Source organism: Listeria sp. ILCC797 (assembly GCF_900186185.1).
GTDB classification, from domain to species: Bacteria; Bacillota; Bacilli; order Lactobacillales; family Listeriaceae; genus Listeria; species Listeria goaensis.
The window spans coordinates 147,714-173,174 of the sequence record NZ_FYBS01000003.1 but is presented as its reverse complement, the minus strand read 5'-3'; the positions used below and the strand labels follow the sequence as shown (position 1 = coordinate 173,174).

At 42.5% G+C, this 25,461-nt stretch carries 25 protein-coding genes and 2 CRISPR repeat arrays; of the genes, 20 read left to right on the top strand and 5 right to left on the bottom strand.

The features are described from left to right. Window positions 1-23 precede the first annotated feature (23 nt). Window positions 24-419, top strand: a complete 396-nt coding sequence (locus tag BN1609_RS04680; protein ID WP_088816247.1) for a CRISPR-associated endonuclease Cas1 — start codon at window positions 24-26, stop codon at window positions 417-419. A 4-nt stretch (window positions 420-423) separates the two neighbouring features. Beyond that, entirely contained in the window at window positions 424-702 is a 279-nt protein-coding gene (cas2, locus tag BN1609_RS04675) for a CRISPR-associated endonuclease Cas2 (protein WP_088816248.1), read from the top strand. 189 nt (window positions 703-891) lie between these two features. Then, window positions 892-1,320: direct repeats of the CRISPR family, unit length 30 nt; unit sequence GTTTTAATCTATGTATTATGAAATGTAAAT. A gap of 563 nt (window positions 1,321-1,883) precedes the next feature. Here the strand turns inward: cas2 and BN1609_RS04670 are convergent. Next, on the bottom strand, window positions 1,884-2,591 hold the full coding sequence (locus BN1609_RS04670) for a DNA alkylation repair protein (protein ID WP_088809484.1): 708 nt from the start codon (window positions 2,589-2,591) through the stop codon (window positions 1,884-1,886). A gap of 148 nt (window positions 2,592-2,739) precedes the next feature. Between BN1609_RS04670 and BN1609_RS04665 the strand changes: the two genes are divergently transcribed. Beyond that, a complete protein-coding gene (locus tag BN1609_RS04665; RefSeq protein WP_088809485.1) occupies window positions 2,740-3,771 on the top strand; it encodes a YdcF family protein in 1,032 nt (343 codons plus the stop codon). Window positions 3,772-3,784: 13 nt separating this feature from the next. After that, window positions 3,785-4,645: an NAD(P)-dependent oxidoreductase gene (locus BN1609_RS04660; RefSeq protein WP_088816249.1), complete on the top strand. Its 861-nt coding sequence runs from the start codon at window positions 3,785-3,787 to the stop codon at window positions 4,643-4,645. Between the two features lie 63 nt (window positions 4,646-4,708). On the opposite strand, the gene BN1609_RS14055 is transcribed toward BN1609_RS04660, so the two are convergent. From BN1609_RS14055 to BN1609_RS04645, 3 genes are all read right to left on the bottom strand, one after another. Continuing rightward, window positions 4,709-5,917 carry an immunoglobulin-like domain-containing protein gene (locus BN1609_RS14055; RefSeq protein ID WP_240310304.1) on the bottom strand — a complete coding sequence of 403 codons (1,209 nt, stop codon included), beginning with the start codon at window positions 5,915-5,917 and terminating at the stop codon, window positions 4,709-4,711. A gap of 357 nt (window positions 5,918-6,274) precedes the next feature. After that, window positions 6,275-7,432 (bottom strand): aminotransferase class I/II-fold pyridoxal phosphate-dependent enzyme, encoded by a 1,158-nt coding sequence (locus BN1609_RS04650; protein WP_088840556.1) that lies wholly within the window; start codon window positions 7,430-7,432, stop codon window positions 6,275-6,277. Window positions 7,433-7,476: 44 nt separating this feature from the next. Continuing rightward, window positions 7,477-7,887, bottom strand: coding sequence for a YkyB family protein (locus tag BN1609_RS04645; RefSeq protein WP_088809488.1), 411 nt, complete (start codon window positions 7,885-7,887; stop codon window positions 7,477-7,479). A gap of 210 nt (window positions 7,888-8,097) precedes the next feature. On the opposite strand from BN1609_RS04645, the gene BN1609_RS04640 reads away from it, so the two are divergent. The 11 genes from BN1609_RS04640 to BN1609_RS04590 all read left to right on the top strand — a co-directional run bounded on the left by BN1609_RS04640 (window position 8,098) and on the right by BN1609_RS04590 (window position 17,255). Further along, window positions 8,098-8,319 (top strand): hypothetical protein, encoded by a 222-nt coding sequence (locus tag BN1609_RS04640; protein WP_088809489.1) that lies wholly within the window; start codon window positions 8,098-8,100, stop codon window positions 8,317-8,319. 227 nt (window positions 8,320-8,546) lie between these two features. Next, window positions 8,547-8,777: a YkuJ family protein gene (locus BN1609_RS04635; protein ID WP_088809490.1), complete on the top strand. Its 231-nt coding sequence runs from the start codon at window positions 8,547-8,549 to the stop codon at window positions 8,775-8,777. A 154-nt stretch (window positions 8,778-8,931) separates the two neighbouring features. Next, window positions 8,932-9,384, top strand: coding sequence for a cyclic-di-AMP-binding protein CbpB (gene cbpB, locus BN1609_RS04630; RefSeq protein WP_088809491.1), 453 nt, complete (start codon window positions 8,932-8,934; stop codon window positions 9,382-9,384). Continuing rightward, window positions 9,381-10,262 carry a LysR family transcriptional regulator gene (locus BN1609_RS04625; protein WP_088809492.1) on the top strand — a complete coding sequence of 294 codons (882 nt, stop codon included), beginning with the start codon at window positions 9,381-9,383 and terminating at the stop codon, window positions 10,260-10,262. Before cbpB ends, BN1609_RS04625 begins: the two co-directional genes overlap by 4 nt. Before the next feature lie 38 nt (window positions 10,263-10,300). Next, window positions 10,301-11,011 (top strand): 2,3,4,5-tetrahydropyridine-2,6-dicarboxylate N-acetyltransferase, encoded by a 711-nt coding sequence (gene dapD, locus BN1609_RS04620; RefSeq protein WP_088809493.1) that lies wholly within the window; start codon window positions 10,301-10,303, stop codon window positions 11,009-11,011. Window positions 11,012-11,016: 5 nt separating this feature from the next. Further along, entirely contained in the window at window positions 11,017-12,189 is a 1,173-nt protein-coding gene (locus tag BN1609_RS04615) for an N-acetyldiaminopimelate deacetylase (RefSeq protein ID WP_179946623.1), read from the top strand. 12 nt (window positions 12,190-12,201) lie between these two features. After that, complete coding sequence (locus BN1609_RS04610) at window positions 12,202-12,849, top strand: response regulator transcription factor (protein WP_088816251.1); 648 nt, start codon at window positions 12,202-12,204, stop codon at window positions 12,847-12,849. Beyond that, on the top strand, window positions 12,846-13,964 hold the full coding sequence (locus BN1609_RS04605) for a sensor histidine kinase (protein ID WP_088809496.1): 1,119 nt from the start codon (window positions 12,846-12,848) through the stop codon (window positions 13,962-13,964). Before BN1609_RS04610 ends, BN1609_RS04605 begins: the two co-directional genes overlap by 4 nt. Before the next feature lie 83 nt (window positions 13,965-14,047). Continuing rightward, window positions 14,048-14,986 carry an ABC transporter ATP-binding protein gene (locus BN1609_RS04600; RefSeq protein WP_088809497.1) on the top strand — a complete coding sequence of 313 codons (939 nt, stop codon included), beginning with the start codon at window positions 14,048-14,050 and terminating at the stop codon, window positions 14,984-14,986. A gap of 15 nt (window positions 14,987-15,001) precedes the next feature. Next, on the top strand, window positions 15,002-16,108 hold the full coding sequence (locus tag BN1609_RS04595) for an ABC transporter permease (protein ID WP_088809498.1): 1,107 nt from the start codon (window positions 15,002-15,004) through the stop codon (window positions 16,106-16,108). A gap of 1 nt (window position 16,109) precedes the next feature. Continuing rightward, on the top strand, window positions 16,110-17,255 hold the full coding sequence (locus BN1609_RS04590; RefSeq protein ID WP_255377310.1) for an ABC transporter permease: 1,146 nt from the start codon (window positions 16,110-16,112) through the stop codon (window positions 17,253-17,255). Between the two features lie 56 nt (window positions 17,256-17,311). Beyond that, a CRISPR array of direct repeats spans window positions 17,312-17,800; the repeat unit is 30 nt; unit sequence ATTTACATTTCACAATACATAGATTAAAAC. A gap of 223 nt (window positions 17,801-18,023) precedes the next feature. Here BN1609_RS04590 and BN1609_RS04585 read toward each other — a convergent pair. Beyond that, entirely contained in the window at window positions 18,024-19,736 is a 1,713-nt protein-coding gene (locus tag BN1609_RS04585; RefSeq protein WP_088840554.1) for an NFACT RNA binding domain-containing protein, read from the bottom strand. 123 nt (window positions 19,737-19,859) lie between these two features. Between BN1609_RS04585 and BN1609_RS04580 the strand changes: the two genes are divergently transcribed. The 5 genes from BN1609_RS04580 (at window position 19,860) to priA (ending at window position 25,453) form a co-directional block, all read left to right on the top strand. After that, the gene (locus tag BN1609_RS04580; protein WP_088809501.1) at window positions 19,860-20,735 is read left to right on the top strand and encodes a YicC/YloC family endoribonuclease; all 876 of its coding nucleotides are present in this window, start codon (window positions 19,860-19,862) and stop codon (window positions 20,733-20,735) included. Window positions 20,736-20,756: 21 nt separating this feature from the next. Continuing rightward, on the top strand, window positions 20,757-21,371 hold the full coding sequence (gmk, locus tag BN1609_RS04575) for a guanylate kinase (protein WP_088809502.1): 615 nt from the start codon (window positions 20,757-20,759) through the stop codon (window positions 21,369-21,371). 5 nt (window positions 21,372-21,376) lie between these two features. Continuing rightward, window positions 21,377-21,580, top strand: coding sequence for a DNA-directed RNA polymerase subunit omega (rpoZ, locus tag BN1609_RS04570; RefSeq protein ID WP_088809649.1), 204 nt, complete (start codon window positions 21,377-21,379; stop codon window positions 21,578-21,580). A gap of 268 nt (window positions 21,581-21,848) precedes the next feature. Continuing rightward, window positions 21,849-23,054, top strand: a complete 1,206-nt coding sequence (coaBC, locus tag BN1609_RS04565) for a bifunctional phosphopantothenoylcysteine decarboxylase/phosphopantothenate--cysteine ligase CoaBC (protein ID WP_088816257.1) — start codon at window positions 21,849-21,851, stop codon at window positions 23,052-23,054. Beyond that, the gene (gene priA / locus BN1609_RS04560; RefSeq protein WP_088840553.1) at window positions 23,051-25,453 is read left to right on the top strand and encodes a primosomal protein N'; all 2,403 of its coding nucleotides are present in this window, start codon (window positions 23,051-23,053) and stop codon (window positions 25,451-25,453) included. Before coaBC ends, priA begins: the two co-directional genes overlap by 4 nt. Window positions 25,454-25,461: the final 8 nt, after the last annotated feature.

The following is a 25,461-nucleotide window of genomic DNA, read 5'->3' as shown; positions in this document are numbered from 1 at the left end:
GGTGGCATAATGCGAATTAGAAGATTGAGCTGACACGGGATATTTATTTGTTTGGTGAGGTTACGACGAATACGAAGTGTTTAAATTATTTAGCAGAGAAAAAGATTCCCGTACATATTTTTAATTACTACGGTTTTACTCTGGAACATATAATAGGTGATCGATTAATTTTTTCTTTGTTGAATAAAAATACGATTACGGAGGGCGACTTTGAGGAAAAAGCCAATTTCTATTATATGAAACCGAGTGGTCAAAAGAAAGTGCTACAAGCGTATGATGAAAGGCTAAAAGAAACACTTCGTCATCGAGATTTAAAGCGAAATGTTTCCTACCGTCGCTTAATTCGTCTGGAATGTTATAAAATTGTTAAAACTTTAATGGAAGATGAGCCTTATCAAGGTTTTAAGATGTGGTGGTGATTTTATGTATATTATCTTAATCTATGATATTCCAAATGGCGAGGGCAGTGCGAAAGTTGCGCGTAAGATTTTTAAAACTTGTAAAAAATATTTAACACACATTCAAAAGTCCGTTTTTGAAGGGGAGGTTACACCAGCACTTCTCATGCAACTAAAGCTTGAACTTAATCAACATATTCGAAAAGAGATGGACTCTGTCATTATTTTTAATAGTCGCAATCAAAAGTGGCTAGAAAAAGAGTTTTTAGGTCTTGAAGATAGTAAGACATCTAATTTTTTCTAATCTGTCGATGCTAGATAGCGTAAAAACACCTGGGGGTCGACAAAAACTTGTTATCCGTTCTGGCAGAATGGATAACAAGTTTTTTTGTTTGTGAAACTAAGGAAAACTTGAAAAATAACTCCCGAAAATCAGAGGTCGACAGAAAAGCCTTTTTGAGGTAAGATGGGAGTAGGGCTCGCGAGGGTACCTGTTTTAATCTATGTATTATGAAATGTAAATTAAATCTTTTTAATATTTTATAACTTGCCATGTTTCAGTTTTAATCTATGTATTATGAAATGTAAATGAGGGATTTAGACCAAGCGAACGACGCGCGCGAACATGTTTTAATCTATGTATTATGAAATGTAAATGTAATTTGGATCGTATTTTGATTTAAAACTTTGAATTGTTTTAATCTATGTATTATGAAATGTAAATACAAAAGTTGACGGTTGGGGATACGCCGAGAAAGACACGTTTTAATCTATGTATTATGAAATGTAAATGCGCTTCTTCTACAATTTCTTTTAAAGCTTCTATTTGTTTTAATCTATGTATTATGAAATGTAAATCCACATCAGAACGTATCTGGCCCAATTCGGCAGTGTTTTAATCTATGCATTGTGAGATGGAAATACAGGAGGCGTATTTTTAGGGTGTTCCATACATAAAGTTTTAATCCGTGCATAAAAACTACAGTTTCTGCATTTTTGTGGTATTCTAGTCTACATATTATGAAATATGGCTGCAATTTAGCATTGGGAAACTAGTTTTTTTAACTACAAAACTACACATTCTAAAAAAGCAAAAATCATTAGAAGCGCAGTGCATCTGCGGAAATGATTTTTGCTTTTATATGTGTTTGTATAGTGATTGCATATGCAATTTGTTTGCGGGGATAAAATGGGTAAAACCCGCTGTTTTTGTAATAATCCGCACTAGCTTTCTTCAAAATGAACAAAAAAGGGGATTATTTTTGCGCGATTGTTCAAAAAATGTCTACAGAAAATGGCGGTGAAGTCTGGTAAGATATTACTTGTGATGAGGAAAACACTGTATGCCTCATCATAAGTATTCCTTTAATTACAAAACGAGCTGTTCAACCTTTTGACCTAGCCATCTTATCTTGGCTAGGGTCTTTTTGTTTTTAGTTGGAATTAACCTTACTTGAGTGCCTAAAAGCACTCTTTTTTTTATGCTCAGCAAATGGCGCGTTTGCGTTTTTTGCCAATGCGGTCCATTTCGATGACTTTTTGAATGTACGTAGATGCCACGGGGACTTTACACGCGGTGTTGCCCATATCCACATAGACTGTGCCGATGTTCTTGGCAACAGATTCCGCTTGCGAAAGAAGGGGTGGGTAATAGGTTCCGGTGCAGATAACAAAATTGTTCATGGTGTATTTGACGTTGTTTCTTGCGTCGTGGATTGTTTTTTCGACTTTTTCTAACAAATGAAGCACTTCGGTTTTATTGATTTCTTCGTCTTTCGCGATGGAAAGGTAATTTGCGTAGCAGCTCCAGCCAGTGCTTTCAAGTTCTTTTGGTGCCTCGTGAAGCCAATAATTGGCGAGGGCAGTAGCGTACGGAGTTTCTGCTGCAAGGCTTGCGACAATTGCTTCACGAATGCTTTTCGAATTGGCAATTTCTGCCCAGTGAAGCAAATCTTCTTTTGTAAGTTGCTTTGGGTCACACGTTAAGCCCGCTAAATACTGTGCATCATAATTTCCGGTTTCGAAAAGGGCGTGTGCCAAATTCGCAGCTTTTACTTTTTTCACAAGTTGTTTTTTCATATCTCCAATTTTCACACCGAACAATGGCTCGTTCACATCATGACGTAGCAAAGTCTTCTTCGTCTGCTCACTCCCTAGCGCCGCGAGCTCGTTCATAACCGACTCAAGATTCATGTTGTTCCTCCTTTTTATAGCGTTTATCCTCAGTATAACGAAGGTTTTTTGGAAAAGCTAGCTGGGCTTCACAAAAAAGAAGCTGAGTGTAGCGAAATAAAGCATGAAAAGTTATAATGAATGGGAACAATAAAAAGGGGATGAAACGATGTTTTTTGCTTTCTTTGCGGCCGTTTTTTTAATGGTTTTTGCTGTGCTTTACGTGTGGGATAGGCGTAGAATTAGTAACGGGATATTTTTGACAATTGGTTTGTTTTTCTTGTTGTTGTCAATTCTTTATGTCGTTTTGACGGTTTCAGACCGAGTTGATCTCGTTCGGGTTATAGTGACGGGGGTTGCGATTATTCTCTTTTTGCTTATTCCGTTCTTTTTCTTCGGTCTTATTTTCGGGCTTATAATGAATGGGCGTACGATGATGAAAAAAGAAGGGAAGCGGCTTGCTAACTTGTTGCCGATGTTCGCTGGTCTAGGGTTGTTAGCTTTGTTTATTTGGGGCATCGCACAAGGGTCAGTAATTTCGATTCCGCAACTTGCGGTCCTTTACGCAGCGATTATTACAATTTTAACGTATTTCACGTTTTTCTTTGTGACGTTTTTAATTTCTTGTTTCGTCTATCAATACAATTTCCCGCGCTACAACCAAGATTTTATCATTGTGCTCGGAAGCGGCTTAATTGGTGATAAGGTCCCACCATTACTTGCGAGCAGGCTAGACAAAGCGATTTCTTTTTACAAAAAACAGCTTGAAAAAAAGGGGAAACAAGCGACGATGATCGTATCTGGTGGGCAAGGTGAGGACGAACTGACGTCTGAGGCGAACGCGATGCGGCTTTATTTGCTTGAAAAAGGGATTCCCGAGGACTACATCATGATGGAGGACAAATCAGTGAATACGCTGCAAAATATGCGCTTTTCGAAGGCGAAAATGGACGCGATTTTGCCGAAGTATAACAGCATTTTCACGACGAACAATTTTCACTTGTTTCGAGCAGGTCTTTATGCGAAGAAAGCGGGTTTAAAGAGCCAAGGAATTGGTTCAAAGACGGCCTTCTATTACATGCCAAGCGCTTTAATGCGCGAATTTATTGCGGTTGTGATGATGCATAAAAAATTAAATTTAATGATTGTCGGCTTGATTTTGCTTATGTTCCTAGTGCTATTTCTTATTTCATTTTTATAGAGGAGGAGTTTCGATGAAAAAAATTGGTTTTATTGGTATTGGTGTGATGGGAAAAAGCATGGTTCGAAATTTGCTGAAAGCGGGTTTTGACTTACATATTTATACGCGAACAAAATCCAAAGCAGAGGAGCTTCTAAATGAAGGGGCGACTTGGCATGACAACCCAGCTGAATTAGCGGCTACGGTGGACGTTTTAATTACTATGGTTGGCTATCCGAGCGACGTCGAAGAGTTGTACCTATCCGAGGGCGGCTTTTTAGAAACGATGCAACCTGACACACTCGCGATTGATATGACGACCTCCTCACCAGAACTAGCTGCACAAATTGCTGCGGAAGGTATAGAGGCAGGCATTGCAGTTTTAGATGCCCCTGTTTCAGGTGGGGATATTGGCGCGAAAAACGGTACGCTTAGTATTATGGTCGGCGGGGACGAGTCGGCGTTCCAGCGCGCCAAACCGATTTTTGAGGCGCTTGGCGAAAGCATCATTTTACAAGGCGGTGCTGGTTCTGGCCAGCATACGAAAATGGTGAATCAAATTGCGATTGCCTCGAATATGATAGGCGTCACAGAGGCGATTTTTTATGCAGAAAAGGCAGGACTTGATCCTGAACGCGTCTTGAAATCCATCGCCGGTGGGGCGGCAGGCAGTTGGTCGCTCAGCAATTTAATCCCACGCGTTCTAAAAGATGATTTCTCACCGGGCTTTTTCATTAAACATTTTATCAAAGATATGCGAATCGCAATTGATGAAGCAAAAAAAATGGGGATTGACTTACCTGGTTTAACTTTAGCTGAACAAATGTATCAAACACTCGCTGAACGTGGTCTTAGCGAAGCGGGAACGCAGGCGCTAATTAAATATTATAATTAAAAAACATCCCGTAAAACCTATTTCAGGTTCATTACGGGATGTCTTTTTATTCAGTATACGTTTTTAAAATGGCTCTGCTAAAACAGGAGCAAGAAATGGTTCGCTTTTCTTAGTGCGGTTAGCATTCACCGCTGTAAGATAAACGGGAACAGTGTCTCCTTCTTGCCATTTAACATTGTCTGGTACGGGAATCTTGAAGTAACCATTTTTATATTCAATTTCAGTAATAATTGTGTTTGTATAGCCATTTTGAGTATCGAAGACGGCATTAGCATAAATTTTTGTCCCACTAGGAATTTGAGAAGTGTCATCATAAGTGGTATAACCAGAAATGCTAGTAGATGCTGTATTAATAGGATTGACTGATGTTATTTTCCCAATTTGGAAATTTTCCCAATCGTCCTGCACGGTAACGATAATCGTTTTGGTTTCAGTGTTACCCGAAGAATCTGTTACGCTATATGTGACGTCATACGTACCTGCTTTAGTTGTGTCAACATTGTTTGAAACGACTTCGATTTTATTGGTAATATCTCCATCTCGGTCATCGGAAGCTGTTACACCTGCTTTTGGATCAAAATTATCTCCGACGGATATCGTTTTATCTGTGGCACTAATAGTCGGTTTTACTTGATCAGGAAGTGTAGTTTCTAATGAGGCTTGTGCCGCATTTGGATTTCCAAGTAGGTTCAAGTTTAAAAGGGTGTCGCTACTTAGTGCAGCAAATTCCAATTGACTATCTGGAGATGAAGGCAATTGAGAAATACCTAAACTTGCTAAATCGATAGTTAGTGTGAAGTTATTTGTTGCCGCAATTCCAACTGAGGCTAGACCATGATTGATTTTTGCCCCAATAGACTGATGTTCTTTATCAATGATTAATTGATCGCCAGTGACCGTTCCTTGATGAGGTGGCAATCCGATTGGTCCTATAGAAAGAATTGGTATAGAGTATGAAAGTGTAGTATTTGCGCGAACTTCAGGTGAATCTAGTAATGACGTAAGTTCGGTAGGCAAAGTAAAGTATGTGTAGTACTCGGAAATTAAGCCAATATTCGCCAGCTGTTGTCCTGTAAGTGTTAATTGTAATTTCCCGTTTTGATAAGTTGGTTGTAAATGGGCATCTTTAAGTAAATCAATAGTTGCAGCACTAGCTTTTTGGTCCCCTGTCTGAATTGTTGGGACAGCGTTCTCAAAATTAGTAGATACGGGTGCTAAAACGAACACTCCTGCTGTAGCTAATGCGGTCACAAATTGTACTTTTTTCTTCATCTTTCTTCCTCCTTTTGATTCCTTGTTTCCAAGGGGATAACTAAAGAAAGGGTCTATATAGTATATTTTTGTGACTATTTTACCTAAGTAATATGCCTTCCCCCCTCAAAAAATGTGTATTCTTTCCAAATATTAAGAATACAAGCAAATTATAACCACTTTTAAAATACAATTCAATAAATATTGCTTATTGATGCAAAATTTTTATTAGTTTGCGTTTTTATTAATAAGATTGTCATCGCCTTTAAATAATCGTTTTATTAGGTAACAAAATATAAGCATAAATTCAGTAATAATATCATCTGGAGACATGTTTTTTACTGAATTTATGCTTGTTTTTATGTAACAATCTCGATTTTAAATAGAATAATTTTTTTCCATAAATTTAGCCATATTTTCCGTTGCAAGCGCGAGTTTATTAAGTGAAGCGGCATAAGATAAACGGAAGTAGCGGTCGCCTTTTTCGGAAAAGGCATTGCCGGGCACGACTGCTACTTTGGCTTCTTTAGCTAGTTTCAAAGCGAAATCATACGCGTTTTCAGTGACCAAATCGGGTAGCTTGACGAAAAAATAAAATGCGCCGTCTGGGGGGATGACCTGAAAGCCCATTTTCACAAGGCGATCCTGCACGAACTTGGCGCGGACTTTGTATTCTGAGCGCATCAGCAAAGCATCGTTTTCACCTTTTGTCACCGCTTGAAGCGCAGCTTTTTGACTAATCGAAGAAGCGCAAGTTACGGTGTACTGGTGGATTTTCAGCATTTCTGTAAGCAGTGGTTTGGGTGCCATGAGGAAGCCGATGCGAAAGCCAATCATCGCGTGCGATTTCGATAGTCCGTTGATGACAATCGTTTGCTCTGGTAGCATCGGGCGCATGGACGTATGCGGTTTCTCGTAAGTTAGCTCGCTGTAAATTTCATCGGCGACGACGTAAATTCCCGTGCCTTCTAGGACGTTTGCAAGCTCTCTCAGCTCGCTTTCCGTTAGCGTTACGCCAGTTGGATTCGACGGGTAGGGCAAGATAAGTGCTTTTGTTTTGTCAGAAAGGACTCGTTTTAATTGCGACGGGGTTAATTTGAACGCTGACTCCGTCGTGTCGACTTTGACCGGAACGGCGTCCATCAATTTGATGAGCGGTTCATAGCCAGGGTAGATGGGATCAGGCAAAATGACTTCATCGCCTGGTTCTAAAATCGTTTCGAGTGCCACAGCAATGGCTTCGGTTGCGCCAATTGTGACGATGATTTCTTCTTTTGTGAAACCTAGCGCGTATTTTTTGTTAAAATAATCAGCGGCGGCGGAAACAAGTTCAGGCATGCCGGCATTGTTTGTGTAGTTTGTAAAGTTATCTTGAATAGCGTTTATTGCGGCTTGTTTGACATGTTCTGGAGTATCGAAATCTGGTTCGCCAAGTGTTAATTTCATAATGCCTTCAATATTCGCAATTTCATTGTTAAAACGGCGAATTCCGCTAATTTGAATGGCAGCCAGTTCGGGGCGTATATTTTTAGGCATAAGCTTCACCCTTTCTTTCTTTTTCTGCTTCATCATATCATATTTTAGCGGAAATAGGGGCTACTGTTTTCAAAAATAGTAGGTTGAGTTGCTGTGTCTGGCTTTATATTTGTATAGGCTTCGAGGCAATACTTGGCGCGCTTTAATGACAACGATGTTTTGGTCTTATATTGTAAACGAACCTGCTCGCCGAGGTGATGCAGCTCTTTTAAATCGTTTTTTGTGGGCGGGATATGGAAAAGGAAATCGCCACATTTGACCAGCACGAGCGAGTGTTGGCGGCAGTTTTTTGGATTTTTTGAATATTGCAAGCCGACTTTTTCGGCATGGCCATCTGAGAGCAATTTGGTGATGGCGGCTTGTTTTAGCTTGTACAAGTAAGCCGGGTTGGTGGCGACTTTACTATGACGGTTAACGATAAAAATGGCTTCGGCAATTTGTTTCGTCTGGTTCAAATGAAAACCCCCTTTTTGCATGTAATCAGAAAATTTCAATTGAGTATAATAATTTAATTATAACGAAACAATTTGATAACACAAATCAAAAGTTGAAAAAATCTGATAATATTTACATTTTGTTATTGCATATTTTGCTTTTTTACCGTAAAATAGTTTTAATAATGATAATCATTTTCAATTGGAAGTGGTTTGAGAGGGGAAGCGCACATGACAAAAGCTGGCAAATACGAGGCGTTCTTTTTTCCAACAAAAGATGGCCTTTTGAAAATACATGCTTACGGTTTTAACCCGACTGGTTCGTGGGGGGAAGTTTACGCGACTTTAAATGGCGAAACGATTTGTGTGAAGGGCTTTAATCGCCACAAGACAATCATGCGCGCTGTTAAAACGAAGCTGGATATTACGGAAAATCAAAACAACGATTTATAAACCTGGTTGCTTTTCGCACTAGGTTTTTATTTTGATTAAAACGCTGTAGCGCGCACAAAAACTAAACAGCTCGTTGTGGCAAATTTTATTCAAAGAAAATTGCTTTTTCTGAATTTTTACAGATGACTTGCTTAATAGGTGCTATATGCGCTAAAATTTGATAGTATTAATTTAGTGGTCTTGCGAGTTTGTTTCGTATAGGTGGATTTTTGAGAGGAGAATAAGCGATGTCTCAGTTATTAGGAATTATTCAACGTTTAAACGCGATGCAGGAGGATGAAGCTTCTGAAACGCAAGCACGTCGTTTTGAAAAAGACGGTAAGGTAATCTGTGAAGTGAAATACTTTCGAGCGTCTAATTCGTTTGAAGTCGAAATTTATGAATTAAACAGTAAATATCAATTTGATGATATTGATATGACAGCAATTGAGATTTTTGAAGCGTTACAAGAAAATTAATTTGTAAGGTGTAGCTAGAACGGGGAATCTGTTCTAGTTATTTTTTTTTGCGCAACAATAGAGGAAATTCTTGTTTTTCTATGCTAGAATAAGAGTGATGAGACACTTACTTTAGAGAGATAAAACGTGAATTTAATTGAGAAGAGGGTTCCACGTGATTTCAAATAGATTAGGTTATTTTTTCAAAGATAAGCTCGAAGAAAGTATGATTTCTGCTGAGAAGGTTGCCCATGTACAGGTAGGGAATAATTTGGAGCATGCGCTTTTAGTGCTTACGAAATGTGGCTATTCAGCTATTCCAGTGCTTGATTTCGAATTTAAATTGCACGGACTGATTAGTGCTGCACGTATTACAGATTCGATTTTAGGCCTTGAGCGAATTGAATATGAAAAGCTTGAAACGTTAAAAGTTGAAGATGCGATGCAAACGGAATTTCCTGTTATTAAAGGGGCAATTAATCCGGAACGTGTCGTAAGCTTGCTTGTAGATAATCCATTTTTATGTGTGGTCAATGAGGAAAATGAGTTTCAAGGGATTATTACGCGAAGAATTATTTTAAAACAGGTGAATCGCTTTATTCATGCACCGTTGGAGGACGAAAAATGATTGTCACAGAATATGAATTGCTTGTTTGTCTAGCTGATGAACTGAATATGCGTCGTAGTGCGGAAAAACTTTTTTTGAGTCAACCGGCTTTATCGCAACGTTTGCAGACGATTGAAAGCAGATGGAATACGAAGATTTTTATTCGCACACAAAAAGGCTTGCTTTTAACGCCAGAAGGGGAAGCGATTGTCAAACATGCGGCGAGTGTCATTGCTAGAGAGCATGAAATTCAGGAGCGGCTAGAGGCGATGGAAGGTGTCGTGCGCGGTACGCTTCGAATTGCTTGTGCAAGTGTTGTGGCGCAGATGTGGCTGCCGCGGGTGTTAAAAATGTTCACAGAGAAATATCCCGATGTGACGATTTCACTGCAAACGGGTTGGAGTAGCGATGTCCATGAATTGCTTGCTTCTGGTTCAGTACATTTAGGGATTGTGCGTGGCAGTACGCCGTGGAAAAGTGTGAAGCGGCATTTATTTACGGACCGGCTTATTTTAGTGGATCAGGAGATTGAACGAATTGAAGATGTTTTTGAAACGAATCGGCCATTTATTCAATTCCGGAGCGATTCTAACTATTATCAAGTGATTCAGGATTACTGGCAGCGAAACTTTTCGAAGTTGCCGAAACAAGTCATGTTGATGGATCAAATTGAAACATCGAGGCAAATGGCGATAAACGGAATTGGTTTTGCGATTTTACCTGAGGTGACAATGAGTCAAGAAATCGATGCGGTCGTAAATCGTATTCCGCTAACTGAAAAGGACGGGACAGAACTCGGGCGGGATACCAATTTGCTGACGTATGAACAATCGCTTGAATTACCGCAAGTTGCTGCTTTCCTAGAAGTGACAAATCAATTTCTTGAAACAAGCCGCTAGCTATGGCAAACTAAAAAATAAAAAAGGGGCGTTTAAATATGGAACAAATGGATGCACATCAAATTATTTCTTTTATTCAAAACAGTAAAAAATCAACACCAGTCAAAGTTTATTTGAAAGGGGATTTAGACAAAATTGCTTTCCCCGATGAAGTTAAAACGTTTATTACGGGTAATGCGGGAACAATTTTTGGTGAATGGGCTGACATTGAGCCTCTTCTTGCTAAAAACGAGGCGCATATTGCGGATTATGTAGTGGAAAACGATCGTCGCAATTCAGCTATTCCAATGCTTGATTTAAAAAATATTAATGCGCGTATTGAACCAGGCGCAGTCATTCGCGACCAAGTGACAATTGGAGATAATGCGGTTATCATGATGGGGGCTAGCATTAATATTGGCTCTGTCATTGGAGACGGTACGATGATTGATATGAACGTTGTGCTTGGCGGACGCGCAACAGTGGGCAAAAACTGTCACATCGGGGCGGGATCAGTACTTGCGGGTGTTGTTGAACCACCTTCTGCGACACCAGTTATCGTGGAGGACGATGTTGTCATCGGGGCAAATGTCGTTGTCCTTGAAGGCGTACGAATTGGTAAAGGCGCAGTCGTTGCGGCTGGCGCGATTGTGACGAAGGACGTTGCACCGGGAACAGTTGTAGCCGGCATTCCAGCACGTGTCTTAAAAGAACTTGATGCGAAAACGGCATCGAAAACCGAAATTATGCAAGGCTTGCGACAACTTTAAATCAAATGAAAAGAGGGGCGTGTTCATTTGGCACGTCTCTTTCTTTTAGAAAAGGAGGGTTTTTCGTGAATCGTTTTATTGAGATTAGACGGGATTTACACCAGATTCCGGAAATTGGTTTTGAGGAGCATAAAACGCAGAAATACTTGCTCGATTATATTGCGGGACTGAATCAAGAGTTCCTTGAGGTACAAACTTGGCGCACGGGGATTTTTGTTCGCGTCACGGGGCGAGTTGGTGCGAAAACAATTGGGTACCGGACGGACATGGATGCGTTGCCGCTAGCTGAAAAAACGGGTCTGCCGTTTGCGTCTACGCACGCTGGAGCGATGCATGCATGCGGCCACGATGTTCATATGAGCATTGCGCTAGGGTGTTTGACGCACTTTGCGACGAGTCAGCCTGAACAAAATCTTGTTTTTATTTTTCAACCTGCGGAGGAAGGTCCTGGCGGGGCTTTGCCCATTTTAGAAAGCGAAGAATTTAAAGCATTTTGGCCTGACGAAATTTACGCCTTACATATTGCGCCAGAGTATAAAGTGGGGCAAATTGCGACAAAAGTTGGTCTTCTTTTTGCGAACACATCGGAACTTTTTATTTCGTTTAAAGGGCGCGCTGGGCATGCGGCGTACCCGCATCTTGCGAATGATATGGTCGTTTGTGCGAGTCATTTTGTGACGCAAATGCAGACGATTGTCAGTCGGAATATCGACCCGATGGACGCGGCCGTTATAACGGTTGGAAAAATTTCAGGCGGCGATGCGCAAAACATTATTGCTGAGGTGGCGCACCTAGACGGGACGATTCGGACGGCGAAGAAGAAAACGATGGACGTGATTTGGACGCGTTTAAGACAACTTGCACGCGGCATGGAAGAAGCTTTTCAGTGCGAAATTACGTTCACACCGGGATCGGATTACTGCCAAGTTTACAATCATGCGGAGGAAACGGAACAGTTTATTGCCTTTTTAAATCGCGAGTTTGAAGGGGCGTTTATTGAGGCGCCGGCTGCAATGACGGGCGAAGACTTCGGGTATTTCTTGGAGGAAATTCCGGGTTGTATGTTTTGGCTCGGGGTGGACTCACCGTACGGTTTGCACCACGCTAAATTAAATCCACAAGAAGATGCGATTCCGTTTGCGATTTCTGTTTTAACGAAGTTTTTATCTGAAAAATAAGGGGTTTTGCATATGATTCGTGTCCTTTTAGCGGACGATAATTCGTTTATTACGGGCGGTTTAGAGATTATTTTGAATACGGAGGAAAATTTGGAGGTTGTGGGCACGGTCCAGAACGGAGAAGAGGCGTACCGATTTTGCTTGGAGCATGCGGTTGATGTGGCGCTTGTTGATATTCGGATGCCTGTTATGGACGGTGTTCTTGCGACGAAAAAAATTGCGCAGGAGACGGACACGAAGGTGATTATTTTAACGACTTTTGATGATGACGCGTTTATTTTGGAGGCGATTCAAAACGGGGCGAAGGGCTATTTGCTTAAAAATAATGATCCGAAAAAAATTGTGAATGCCATCTGTAGTGTGATGCAGGAGCAGAGTATTATTCAGGCGGAAATTTGGGATAAGTTGCGCGCGGTGAATCAGGCGAAGCAGACGGCGTATGCGGATCTTGATGCGATGGGGCTGTCTGAACGTGAGAAGGATATTGTGAAAGCGGTAGCGAAAGGGCTGTCGAATCGGGAAATTGCGAAACTCCTTTTTATTTCAGAGGGGACGGTTGCGAACAATATTTCGGCTTTGCTTGGGAAACTGGGGCTTTCACACCGGACGCAGATTGCGATTTTGTATTTCACGGGTAGCGGAAATGGGGATGCGGAATGAATGCCTATAAAATCCAAATTGATGTGGTTTTTTCGCTTTTCTTGCTGTTATTTGTGTTTATACAAGAGTTGTCGGCTTTTTTAAACGCTTGTTATTTGCTGGCGATATTATTGTATTTATCGCTGACTTTACTAAGTTTTACTCTGCGGCGTGCGCGAATTTTTCTCATTGTGCTGCTTTGCGGCAGTATTTTGGTTTTTGGCTTTCTCATCATGCCGTATTTGCTCTATTTATTCCCGTTTGCTGTTTTTTCGCTTTTTTTACAGGGGGAAAAATGGAGTTTTTCGGTCTACGCATTATACGCGGTTATCGCGATGTTGCCGCTCTTTTTTTTGCGTGATTTCCAGATGAGTGCGCTTTATTTATGGATTGCGGCTTTTGCATTCATTTTTTATATGATTTTAAATAAGCAGTCCTACATGTTGCTACGGAAAGAGGAGACGAATGAAGCGCTTAGGATTCAACTGGAAAATGTGCGGGGGAAAATGGATCAACTTGAAACGCGAATGATGAAAGAGACGAGCCTTGCCAAATTAGAGGAGCGAAACGCGCTTTCGCACCGTATTCATGATGAGCTGGGGCATTCGCTTTCTGGCGGACTCATTCAGCTTGAGGCTTGCAAGGCGATTCTTTACAAAGATGTTGACCAGGCGGCGCTCCTTTTGAACAATGCGATTCAAATTAGCCAAGCAGGCATCGAGGAAATTCGGAAGACTTTGAAGGAAACAAAGCCTGCGCAGGAAAGTTTAGGGGTTACGCGGCTTAAAAATGAGCTGTCCCAATTTGAAAGTAAGTATAAATGTCAAACGCTTTTTTATGCGAAAGGTTCATTGGCTAAAATTACCCAACCGATGTGGTATGTATTTTTACAAAACTTGACGGAGGCATTAACAAATTCGTTAAAGTACAGCGACGCGACGCGCATTGAAGCGAATCTTGTTGTATTGAATAAAGTTGCTCGTTTTGAAATACGTGATAACGGGGTCGGCGCAGAAGTTATTTCTAAACATTTAGGTTTACTAGGTATGGAAGAAAGAACGGCGAAACTAGGCGGTAACGTGATTTTTCAAGGTGAGGACGGCTTCTCTATCATTACTTTAATCCCAATTTCGTGAAAATCTCATGCGAAGAAGTGAGGAATTGCACTAGGCAAAGTCCTCGCTTCTTTTTTATAATAGAGAAAACGAGGAGGTACATTATGAAAATCGTTGAAATAAATGAAGTAACGAAAAAATTTGATAAAACGATTGCGGTTGACCGGCTCACGCTTTCGATTGAGAAGGGGCAAATTTTTGGTTTGCTCGGTCCTAACGGCGCTGGGAAAAGTACGGCGATTAGCATTTTATGTGGCTTAATTAAAAAAACGAGCGGTAATATTACGATTTTCGGAGAGCAGCAAGGGCAAGACGGCTTGAGGATTAAAAGTAAGATTGGCCTCGTGCCGCAAGAAATTTCGCTTTATAATGAACTTTCGGCGCTTGAAAACGTTAAATTTTTTGCTGGGCTATACGGTTTGCGCGGCGCGGAACTTGACAAAGCGGCAAATGAGGCGCTTAGTTTTGTTGGCTTAACGGATAAAGCGAAAGGACGTCCAGAAGCATTCTCAGGCGGTATGAAACGTCGTTTGAACATTGCCTGTGCTATTGCGCATCGTCCGGAACTTATCATTATGGACGAACCGACAGTTGGTATTGACCCGCAGTCTCGTAATTATATTTTACGCTCGATTAAAAAGCTGAATGAAAATGGGGCAACCATTATTTATACGAGTCATTATATGGAAGAAGTCGAGGAAATCTGCGACTATATTGCGATTATTGACCACGGGAAAGTCATTGCAGAAGGCACGGAAGAACAGCTCATTAGTTTGGTGACGGACGTCAAAGAAATGGAAATTATCGTGGATCAAGACGCAAGTGTTACGACAAAAGACATCGAAGGGGTTTCGGGCGTTCAGGCGGTGACGTGGAACGGAACAAATTCGCTTCACATCACATCAAGTAGCGAAGTGAACACGCTAAACTCGATTTTGGCCATTTTACTGCAACATAAAATCGATATTTTGGAAATTAATCAAGAAACGCTCAACTTGGAAACTGTATTTTTAAACTTAACTGGGCGAAAATTGCGTGATTAGAAGGGGGCTGTCAAAATGTTATTTCACATCATCAAAAAGCAAGTGAAACTTTCACTGCGCGATAAAAGCTTCTTCATTTTCATGCTCATTTTTCCAATCGCGCTTATTTTCGTACTCGGCAGCGTCCTTCAAAACGCGTTTACTGACGACAGCGATTTAGGCAAGATGAACATCGTCTACGCCCTTCAGGCAGACGCCAACATGAATACAGCCTTTGCAACTTTTGCGAATGAAGCAAGTACGAAGAGCGTTACTTTTAAACAAGTCGATGGGGTTAAAGCTGGTGAGGCGAAGGTGAAAAACGGTGATGCGACAGCGTTCATTCAGGTGAAGGAAAATGATTTGCGCGTTGTGACAAACAGCCCCGGGACGGTTGAAAAAGCGCGACTGGACGGCTATATCAATGCTTTCGCGTCGCAATATCAACTCGCTGTGACGACGGCAAAAGTGAATCCTACACAAATGAATGGCGTCATGGCTTTAAACGACGTACCTAAAGACGCGATTTCGGTCCAAAAACTGAAAACGAGCGATAATGTGTCGTCTTTCCAGTACTATGCGATTGCGCTCATCGGCATGACGATGATGTTTGGTATGATGTCTGGTGTGAACGCGTTTCGAATTGAGAAATTGAAACATACGGATATTCGCTTGCTCATTGCGCCGCTTAGAAAAGAAGTGGCGATTACGGGGAATTTCATTGGTGAACTGGTCGTTCAAGCGATTTCTTTAGTTTTGCTTATGACGGTTTCCCAATTGTTCTTTGACGTGAACTGGGGGAGTGCGGTCCTCATCATCGCGGCCGTTTATTTCAGCCTCGCCTTGTTCTCCGTATCATTTGGCATGGCGATTGACGTTCTATCTAACGGTAATGCAGCAGGGGCTGCCGTTTCGAGCATTATTGTCCAAATTTTTGCTTTCCTAGGCGGGGCTTACTTCCCGATGATAAGTCCGACAATTCAAAAGCTCTCCCCAATTGGTTGGGCGAACATTAGTATTCGCGATATTCTTTACAACGGACAACTTTCCGCGGCTATCATGCCGATTGTAATTAATGTCGGCTTTGCCATTCTCTTTATTGGCCTCATTGCTATAACGCAAAAGCGAAAGGAAGTGTATTAAGATGGCACAAATGGGTTGGATTTTCAAACATAATTGGGACGTATTAAAGAAATCAAAAGTCCGTATGATTATGATTATAGGTCTTCCAATTTTGAGTATTTTAATTTACTTTTTTTCCTACGGCACACAGATGAATGACACGACAGTTTTAAAACTGGGTGTAGTGAATCAGGACTCGGGTATGTATACGAATCAATTGGTGACATTTTTAAAAGAAGATAACGCCGGCATGAAAGAGGTTTCCTATGAAAAAGGCAAAGCCGAACTAATTGGCGGCCAGCTGGATGCGCTCATTTTAATTCAAAAAGGTGCTAATGATAGTTTAGCGAACCAAACGGCGAGCGACTTTAAAATTGAGTCGATTCAAGGCGAAAATACGATAAACACGACCAAAATGCTACTTTCAAATGAGATTAATAAACTTTTGAAGTTGGAGAAACTAGGCGGGCAAGCAAATTTTGAGCAGACGGTCAAAACGTATGACGCTTCAAAATTACCGATTGAAAACACCGACCTAAAGGATCAATCGGACATTGAAAAGATGATGTCGGCCCAAATTCTTGGCTTTCTATGCATGATGCTGCTTTATGCAGCTGGCAGTCTCGGGGAGCTCATTTTAAAAGAAAAGGAGGAAGGGACGTTTTACCGCTTAATGTCCACGCCGCTCTCCAGCAAAAAGTATTTGCTTGGCAATGCGCTTTTCGCCTATGTGATTGTGCTTGTTGAGGTGCTGATTTGTCTCTTTGCAATGCGTTTTGCCTTCCGGATTAATCCGGGTGTTGCATACGTTGATTTATTTGCAATCCTTGCGGTGTTCTCACTGATGGCGGTCGTGCTGTCACTCGCATTCGGCTTTGTCGCAGGAAGCAGAAGGAGTATTTCAGCGATGCAAACGACGATTTTCACGATTTCAACGCTACTTTCTGGCGCGCTAATTCCGATTGCTATCATGCCAGAAATCATGCAAAAAATCGCCGCTTTCATGCCGCAATACTGGGTGATGGACGCCGTCTCAAAACTCCAACAAAACGGAACACTTGCCGATTTAAGTTTAAACATCATCATTTTACTCGGCTACACCCTCCTATTTTTCAGCATTGCCAGCTACAAATTCGCAAAAAACAAGGAACTACGGTCATTTGTTTAAACCAAACATAAAAAATCCCCCACCAGAGTTTTTATTTTGGCGGGGGATTTTAATGGGATTAGAATTTATGATACATAAATTGAAACAGCGGCGAATGAGTTTGAAAGTAAGGTCACGACAGAATCTACATTTCATAATACGTAGATTAAAACAAAACAACGCGGTTAATTGAACAGTCCGCGAAAGAAATTTACATTTCACAATACATAGATTAAAACAATGTCATCACTCAAAAAAACGAAAAACTGGAATTATTTACATTTCACAATACATAGATTAAAACATTTCCGCTTGATATTCTTTGTCTTCTGTCATGAGAATTTACATTTCACAATACATAGATTAAAACTGAGTAGTTCCATTCATTTCATCCCACAGACCAATATTTACATTTCACAATACATAGATTAAAACGTAAATATAACCAAGTACTAACTTACCATTTTTGTCATTTACATTTCACAATACATAGATTAAAACGAATTCTCATGTTTCACAAAAGATGAAGAGTACGTATTTACATTTCACAATACATAGATTAAAACTGGTACCCTCTCGAGCTCTACTCTCATCATAGCTCAAAAGTGGTTTTCTGTCGACCCTAGATTTTTGGGTGGAAAATGGGATGGAAAAACGAATTGATTGTTCCATTATCTCCTCGTTCTCCTACTCTCCCAATGATTCCCAACTTTCTGTCGTTCCCCCAGCAATTTTACGTTACCGAACATCGACAGAAAACCCCGATACACATCATACCGGGGCAATGGCTCATTTATTTTTTAATGCTTGGACTTTTTCTTCGTCAGGCGTTACGAAATAGGTCGTTTGATTATCGTAAATGACATAGCCGGGTTTGGCGCCGTTTGGTTTTTTCACGTGCTTGACGAGCGTTGCGTCAACAGGGACGGTGCTTGATAGACGTGCTTTTGAGAAATAAGCGGCAATCATGGCGGCCTCTTCGATGGCTGTTTCATCGGGATTCGGGTCTTGGATCACAACATGCGAACCAGGCAAATCCTTGACGTGGAACCACAGTTCGTTGTTTTTTGCGAGTTTATTCGTCAAATATTCGTTTTGTTTGTTGTTTTTTCCGACTAAAATCGGTAGGCCACTTGTTGAGGTGTATTTTTCGAGTTTGGGCGCAGCGTTTTTTTGACGGCTGTTTTTTGGTTTCTTGTAACGAAGGTAACCTTGTTCGGCGAGTTCCTGCCGGATTTCTTCTACGTCGCTCGGGCCGGCCGTTTCCAGTTGTGCAAGAACATTATCCAAGTAGGCGATTTCTTCCTGCGTCAGTGCGATTTGTTCCTCGACGTACGCCACAGCATTACGCAGTTTCTGGTAGCGCGTAAAATAGCGCTGGGCGTTTTGTGAAGGCGTTAGGCGTGTATCAAGCGGGATTGTCACATCTGGCAAGGCCTCATCATAAAAATTTTGCACCGTCACGTTTGCCATACCTTTTTCCATTTTGTATAAACTCGCCGTAAGCAGTTCGCCTTGAATGCGGAACTCGTCAGCCTTTTCCGTTTCAACAAGCGTATTTTCCAGTTTTTCAATCTTTAAAACGTTGCGCGCCCGTTCGTTCGCCAAAAGACGCTCCAAATCATGCCCCATTTGATGGACGCGGTCACGCCGCGCTTTCCCGCTATAAAATGCATCGAGCAATTCACTCAAAGAATCAAAACGCTTCGCATGAGCCTCAAGCGCTAGCGGCATAAAATAATAATCTTCCTTCTCGTTACGCACGAAAGTATGCGGCACAGCTTTTTGGCCTAAAAAGGTTGGAATTTCCTGCAAAACAGAAAAGAAGGCAGACTGTAGCGAATTTGGACTAGCGTCACCCGCCCGGTGGACAATTTCCAGAGCGAGAAGTGGGCTGAAACCCGCGAAATGTTTCACGAGAGCTTTGGCCGAATCTTCCTCTGGCGAAATGAATGTCTCCAAATCAGCCGTAGAAACCGTGAACGGGTCGATTTTGTTTGCCTTAGGCGGTAAAATATACTCGGCGCCCGGAAGTAGTGTCCGGTAACTATTTTGCGCAGGACTAATATGTTTTATGCAATCAATAATCGTTCCTTTTTGACGATCCACAAGCGTTAAATTGCTGTGACGCCCCATAATTTCAATATACAAATCTAAAAAACGATTTTCTCCAATATCGTCTTTTCCGCGGAACCCAAGCACGAGAATCCGCTCATTCGGCTCCTGCCTAACTTCCTCGATGATGGCGCCTTCCAAATGTTTGCGCAAAAGCATACAAAACATCGGCGGATTCGGTGGATTTTCGGGCACATCTGTCGTCCACTGCACACGCGCATAACTTGGGTGCGCTGAAATGAGCAGGCGTTTATTTTCGCGGTTTTTTCGGATATAAAGCAAAAGTTCGTGCGGAAACGGCTGATGAATCTTCATAATGCGTCCACTTTCCGCGCCTTCTTTAATTTCTTCGGTCATAGCTTTTAAAAACATTGCATCAAATGCCATTTTTATTCTTCCTTTACTTGTTTGTTACGTACTATTGTATCACAATTTTAAGTTTAACTATGCAAGTAGCACGAGCTTTGCTATAATAATTAGATGAAACTAGTATAAGAGGTGGCGAATCTTATGGTGAAAAGCATGACAGGTTTCGGTCGAAAAACGAAAGAAAATGATGATTGTAAGGTGACGGTTGAATTAAAGGCCGTCAATCATCGATATTTTGAGGCAGTTTTTCGCATGCCTAGGCAATTCGCTTATCTCGAAACAAAGCTTAAAAAGACGCTTTCGGGGGTTTTAAAGCGCGGGCGAGTGGAGTGCTTTATTTCGTTTGAAGGGGCACAAATTGCGAAGCATCACTTGGCGGTGGACTTTGAACTGGCCGACGAGTATTACCGGTTCTTGAAACAAGCGGAAGCGCGTTATGAGTTCTCGGAAAGCTTGACGATGCGTGACTTTTTAGCGGATCCTGTTTTTCTTGAAGTTCGTGAAAGTAGCGAGGCTGACTCGGCGCTTGAAGCCCTTGTTTTAGAAACAGTTCACGGGGCAACAAAAAGGCTTGATGAGATGCGCAGTTTAGAAGGCGCTGAAATAGCGCTCTATTTTAAATCGCACTTAGAGGCATTCGAGTCGTGCATGCTTGCGGTGCGTCAGGCGATTCCAGAGATGGAAGCCGCATATAAAGCGCGTCTTCAGGAACGGCTAGCAAAACTCGCGGAAGCCGAATTTGACGAGCGCATGATGCTCACGGAACTCGGTTTATTCCTAGAAAAAGCCGACATTAACGAAGAAACCGAACGGCTGGATAGCCATTTGAAACAGTTTTATAGTATACTTACGCAAGAAGGCGCAGTGGGGCGAAAGCTGGATTTCCTAATTCAAGAGATGAACCGGGAAGTGAATACGATTGGGTCGAAAGCGATGTCGATAACGATTACTGAGAATGTCGTGGAAATGAAAACGACGCTTGAAAAAATTCGTGAACAAGTCCAAAATGTGGAATGACTTTAGAAATGAGGTAAGGGAATGACGGAAAGAGGCCTTTTAATTGTTCTTTCAGGACCGAGTGGGGTTGGCAAAGGAACGGTAAGGGAAGCGGTCTTTCGGGACCCGGAAACGAAATTCGAATACTCGATTTCGATGACAACGAGAAAGCCGCGCGAAGGCGAACAAGAGGCGGTTGACTACTATTTCAGAAGCCGCGAGGAGTTTGAGCAAGCTATCGCTGACGGCAAAATGCTCGAATACGCCGAATATGTTGGCAACTACTACGGGACGCCGCTCGATTATGTCGAGGAAAAGCTTGCTAACGGCATCGATATTTTTTTAGAAATTGAGATTCAAGGCGCGATGCAAGTGAAAAAACGAATGCCAGAAGGTGTTTTCATTTTCCTAACACCGCCAGATCTCGGCGAACTCAAAAACCGCCTAATCGGTCGCGGCACAGAAACGCTCGAAGTCGTCGAAGCGCGAATGAAAACCGCTAAAGAAGAAATTGAAATGATGGCTTCCTATGATTACGCGGTCGTAAATGACGTCGTCCTTGACGCTGTCCGCAAAATTAAAGGCATTGTCGAAACAGAACATTTAAAAACGGAGCGTGTGATTCACCGCTATCAAAATATGTTGGAGGAGATTTAATTATGATGTTATACCCATCGATTGATAATTTACTGTTAAAAATTGATTCAAAATACTCTTTAGTAACTGTTGCGGCTGCTCGCGCTAGAGCGATGCAAGCAGAAAACGACCCAGGCTCGTTACCCACTTACGAATCTCATAAATATGTTGGAAAAGCACTGGAAGAAGTTCACGCTGGCAAACTAGTAATTGCGAAAGACGCTGAATAAAACGAAAAGCGAATGAGAAGTCATTCGCTTTTTTTGTACGAGAAACTATTAAAAGAGATTAGAAACTTGGGCTTTTTTATGTGTACTAGATAAGTGTATTTTTTTATACATGAAAAATAATCGTATCCAGATGAGCTATTCACCCGTGACAAAAGAGTGCCCAAAAGTAATTGCGGGGCGCTCTTTTATTTTCAAAAACGCAAGCGTAATCTTCCTTGCCAAAACATGTTATAATAAAAAGGATTATGTGGACTTGAGGTGAATCAAAGTGAATGGAAAAAATATTTTACTAGCGGTATCAGGCGGCATTGCGGTTTATAAGGCGGTTGCCCTTACAAGTAAATTGACGCAGGCAGGCGCGAATGTGAAAGTGATGATGACGGAGCATGCGATGGAATTTGTCCCTCCGCTTTCTTTTCAAGTTTTATCCAGAAATGATGTTTATACAAACACTTTTGATGAAAAAAATTCGAAAGTGGTGGCGCATATTGATCTTGCGGACTGGGCTGACCTTGTGATTGTCGCACCTGCAACCGCGAATATTATTGCAAAAATGGCGAACGGGCAAGCAGATGATATGGTGACGACAACGCTTCTTGCGACAGAAGCTCCGGTTTGGGTGGCACCAGCGATGAATGTGCATATGATTCAGCACAAGGCGGTCGTGCGAAACATTAACCAGCTTTATGCAGACGGCGTGCGCTTTATCGAGCCAGAAGAAGGGTACCTTGCTTGTGGCTATGTTGGCCGCGGGCGGCTTGAGGAGCCTGAAAAAATCGTTCTGCGCATTCGTGAGTTTTTTTTAGAAGATGAAACGATACTTTTAGGGAAAAACGTGCTCGTAACAGCCGGTGCGACACGCGAAAAACTAGATCCCGTCCGCTACTTTACGAACCATTCAACAGGGAAGATGGGCTTTGCTGTCGCAGAGGTGGCAAAACGCGCCGGAGCGAATGTAACACTTGTAACGAGTGCACGTGAGCGTTTAGTCCCACCTGGCGTGAACGTTTTATACGTGGAATCGGCTGAGGAGATGTATGCGGCGGTGAAGGAAAACCAGGCGAAACAAGATGCATTTGTGATGACGGCTGCAGTTGCGGACTATACGCCGCAGCGGGTGAGCGAGCAGAAAATTAAAAAGCAACCGGGCGACTTCACGGTTGAGATGAAGCGGACGAAGGATATTTTGGCTGACGTTGGTGAAACGAAATCAGACGCGCAAGTGGTTATTGGGTTTGCGGCGGAGACTGAAAATGTGCGCGAAAATGCGCTTAAGAAATTAAAATCTAAAAACGCTGACTTTATTGTGGCGAATGATATAACAGACGCGGGTGCGGGGTTTGGCACCGATACGAATATTGTGACGATTTACGGGGCAAATGGCGGCGAAGAAAGTTACCCCCTTTTAGACAAAAGTGAAGTGGCGAAAGAAATTGTGAAGCGAATTGCGGACCGATTGGAGCCGAACGAATGATTCAAATTGCGAAAGTGATTGTAGATGTTCCGGCGATGCAAGTCGACAGGCCGTTTGATTACGTTTTGCCGGAAAATTTGGTTGACCTTGTGATGGTCGGGACGCGGGTTTCTGTGCCATTTGGAAATCGGAAGGTGCAAGGCTTTGTTGTTGAGCTAGGCGAGGCGGCAGATGTTACGAAACTTAAAACGATTGACTCGGTGATGGACGTGCTGCCAGTTTTAAATGAGGAGCTGCTTGAACTGGGCGACTGGCTCGCGAAAGAAACGCTCGCGTTCCGCGTTTCGGTGTATCAGGCGATGTTGCCGGCTGCTCTTCGGGCTAAATATGAGAAATACGTGGTACGACTTGATACGGAAGACGACGAATTAGAGCGGCTTTTTGAAGGATATGAAACGTTGCCGTTTAAAGAACTAGAGGCGCGTGGCATTTTAAAAAGCGTACAGAAATATTTGCGCAGTGGCCAAATTGAACTCGCGCATGCTGTGAAAAACAAAGTGACGAATAAAAAAATGCGTGTTGCTAAATGTGAATTGTCGCTAAGTCAGTTGCATGATGCGCGTTCTGATTTGCCGAAAAATGCGAAAGCGCAGGCCAAATTGCTCGCGTTTTTTGAAACTAGCGATGCGGAATTTGTGCCCGTCAAGCAGCTGAAGGAAGAGCTTGGTGTGAGCCAACAGGCTATTAGTAAGCTAGTTGAACAGGGCGCGCTTAGTCTTGCAGACAAAATTGTGAGCCGGGACCCTTATGAGAGTCGCGAGTTTGAACGGACAACGCCGCTCTCGCTTTCTGAGGAACAACAGACGGCTTGCGACCGGATTCTGCTTTCGGCAAATGAAGCAAGCCCAGAAACTTTTTTGTTGCACGGCGTAACAGGAAGCGGGAAGACGGAAATTTATTTGCAATCCATTGCGGAAGTTTTACAAAAAGGAAAAGAAGCCATTGTGCTCGTTCCAGAAATTTCCTTGACGCCGCAAATGGTCGAGCGGTTTAAAAGTCGATTTGGCGACGCGGTGGCGGTTTTGCACAGCGCCCTTTCGCACGGTGAAAAATATGATGAATGGCGAAAAATTGAGCGGAAAGAAGCGAAAGTCGTTGTTGGCGCGCGTTCGGCCGTGTTTGCACCCTTTGAAAATTTGGGGCTCATTATTATCGATGAGGAGCACGAGGCAACGTACAAGCAAGAAGATAATCCGCGTTACCACGCGCGCGATGTTGCCATTTGGCGGGCTAAACGTCACGGCTGCCCAGTTGTACTCGGTAGCGCCACGCCGTCGCTCGAATCCTATGCGCGCGCAACAAAAAACGTCTACAGCTTGCTAGAGCTTCCAACGCGAATCAACAAACAAGAAATGCCAGAAGTGCACGTAGTAGACATGCGCGAAGAACTACGTAGCGAAAACCGCACAGAATTTTCACGCACACTGCTCGAAAAAATCAAAGAACGAATCGAACGAAAAGAGCAAACCGTCCTGCTTTTGAATAAAAGGGGATATGCCTCATTCGTCATGTGTCGCGACTGTGGATATGTGGTGGAGTGCCCCAATTGTGATATTTCACTTACCTACCATCAAGCGACACATAAAATGAAATGCCACTACTGCGGCCACGAAGAGCGCGTCCCAATGAAATGCCCATCATGCGAGAGCGAGCACATTCGTTACTTCGGGGCGGGCACGCAAAAAGTGGAGGAAAGCCTTGCGAAATTAATTCCCGAGGCGCGCGTCATTCGAATGGACGTGGATACGACGCGCAAAAAAGGGGCGCACGAAAAGCTTCTCTCGCGCTTTCAAAATGGCGAAGCTGATATTCTGCTTGGCACGCAAATGATTGCCAAAGGGCTTGATTTTCCGAACATTACCCTTGTCGGCGTTTTAAATGCTGATACGATGCTGTTCTTACCCGATTTTAGATCAGCCGAAAGAACATTTCAGTTGCTCACGCAAGTGAGTGGACGCGCTGGGCGGCATGTTTTACCCGGAGAAGTGGTTGTGCAAAGTTATAGCCCTGAGCATTACAGCATTCAGTACGCGAAAACGCATGACTACCACGGCTTTTACGGTCACGAAATGTTGATGCGCCGCCGCGGAGAATACCCGCCGTTCTACTTCCTGACGCTTATTAACGTGAGTCACGAAGACGAGCGGAAAGTGATAAAAACGATTCAAGACATGGCGAGCTACTTGCGCTCTAAGCTTGGGCGGGATTCGATTATTTTAGGGCCAGTTCCAAGTACCATCAGTCGGATTAAAAATAAGTATCGCTACCAGTGCATGATTAAATATAAACAAGAACCAGCTTTGAAAGAGGAGCTTAAGATGCTACTTGAACACTACCAAAAAGAACAAGCGAAAGGACTTGCGATTTCAATTGATGTGGAGCCGTACGTTCTGATGTAAGGAGTGAA

Excerpts from the sequence above, each read along its gene's own strand:
- BN1609_RS04625 (WP_088809492.1), top strand. The coding sequence starts at position 9,381 with ATGATTGTCACAGAATATGAATTGCTTGTTTGTCTAGCTGATGAACTG.
- BN1609_RS04600 (WP_088809497.1), top strand. The coding sequence starts at position 14,048 with ATGAAAATCGTTGAAATAAATGAAGTAACGAAAAAATTTGATAAAACG.
- rpoZ (WP_088809649.1), top strand. The coding sequence starts at position 21,377 with ATGTTATACCCATCGATTGATAATTTACTGTTAAAAATTGATTCAAAA.
- dapD (WP_088809493.1), top strand. The coding sequence starts at position 10,301 with ATGGAACAAATGGATGCACATCAAATTATTTCTTTTATTCAAAACAGT.
- gmk (WP_088809502.1), top strand. The coding sequence starts at position 20,757 with ATGACGGAAAGAGGCCTTTTAATTGTTCTTTCAGGACCGAGTGGGGTT.
- BN1609_RS04670 (WP_088809484.1), bottom strand. The coding sequence starts at position 2,591 with ATGAATCTTGAGTCGGTTATGAACGAGCTCGCGGCGCTAGGGAGTGAG.
- BN1609_RS04605 (WP_088809496.1), top strand. The coding sequence starts at position 12,846 with ATGAATGCCTATAAAATCCAAATTGATGTGGTTTTTTCGCTTTTCTTG.
- BN1609_RS04590 (WP_255377310.1), top strand. The coding sequence starts at position 16,110 with ATGGCACAAATGGGTTGGATTTTCAAACATAATTGGGACGTATTAAAG.
- BN1609_RS04580 (WP_088809501.1), top strand. The coding sequence starts at position 19,860 with ATGGTGAAAAGCATGACAGGTTTCGGTCGAAAAACGAAAGAAAATGAT.
- BN1609_RS14055 (WP_240310304.1), bottom strand. The coding sequence starts at position 5,917 with ATGAAGAAAAAAGTACAATTTGTGACCGCATTAGCTACAGCAGGAGTG.
- BN1609_RS04595 (WP_088809498.1), top strand. The coding sequence starts at position 15,002 with ATGTTATTTCACATCATCAAAAAGCAAGTGAAACTTTCACTGCGCGAT.
- BN1609_RS04660 (WP_088816249.1), top strand. The coding sequence starts at position 3,785 with ATGAAAAAAATTGGTTTTATTGGTATTGGTGTGATGGGAAAAAGCATG.
- BN1609_RS04640 (WP_088809489.1), top strand. The coding sequence starts at position 8,098 with ATGACAAAAGCTGGCAAATACGAGGCGTTCTTTTTTCCAACAAAAGAT.
- BN1609_RS04635 (WP_088809490.1), top strand. The coding sequence starts at position 8,547 with ATGTCTCAGTTATTAGGAATTATTCAACGTTTAAACGCGATGCAGGAG.
- priA (WP_088840553.1), top strand. The coding sequence starts at position 23,051 with ATGATTCAAATTGCGAAAGTGATTGTAGATGTTCCGGCGATGCAAGTC.
- BN1609_RS04585 (WP_088840554.1), bottom strand. The coding sequence starts at position 19,736 with ATGGCATTTGATGCAATGTTTTTAAAAGCTATGACCGAAGAAATTAAA.
- BN1609_RS04665 (WP_088809485.1), top strand. The coding sequence starts at position 2,740 with ATGTTTTTTGCTTTCTTTGCGGCCGTTTTTTTAATGGTTTTTGCTGTG.
- BN1609_RS04610 (WP_088816251.1), top strand. The coding sequence starts at position 12,202 with ATGATTCGTGTCCTTTTAGCGGACGATAATTCGTTTATTACGGGCGGT.
- BN1609_RS04650 (WP_088840556.1), bottom strand. The coding sequence starts at position 7,432 with ATGCCTAAAAATATACGCCCCGAACTGGCTGCCATTCAAATTAGCGGA.
- BN1609_RS04615 (WP_179946623.1), top strand. The coding sequence starts at position 11,017 with ATGAAAAGAGGGGCGTGTTCATTTGGCACGTCTCTTTCTTTTAGAAAA.
- cas2 (WP_088816248.1), top strand. The coding sequence starts at position 424 with ATGTATATTATCTTAATCTATGATATTCCAAATGGCGAGGGCAGTGCG.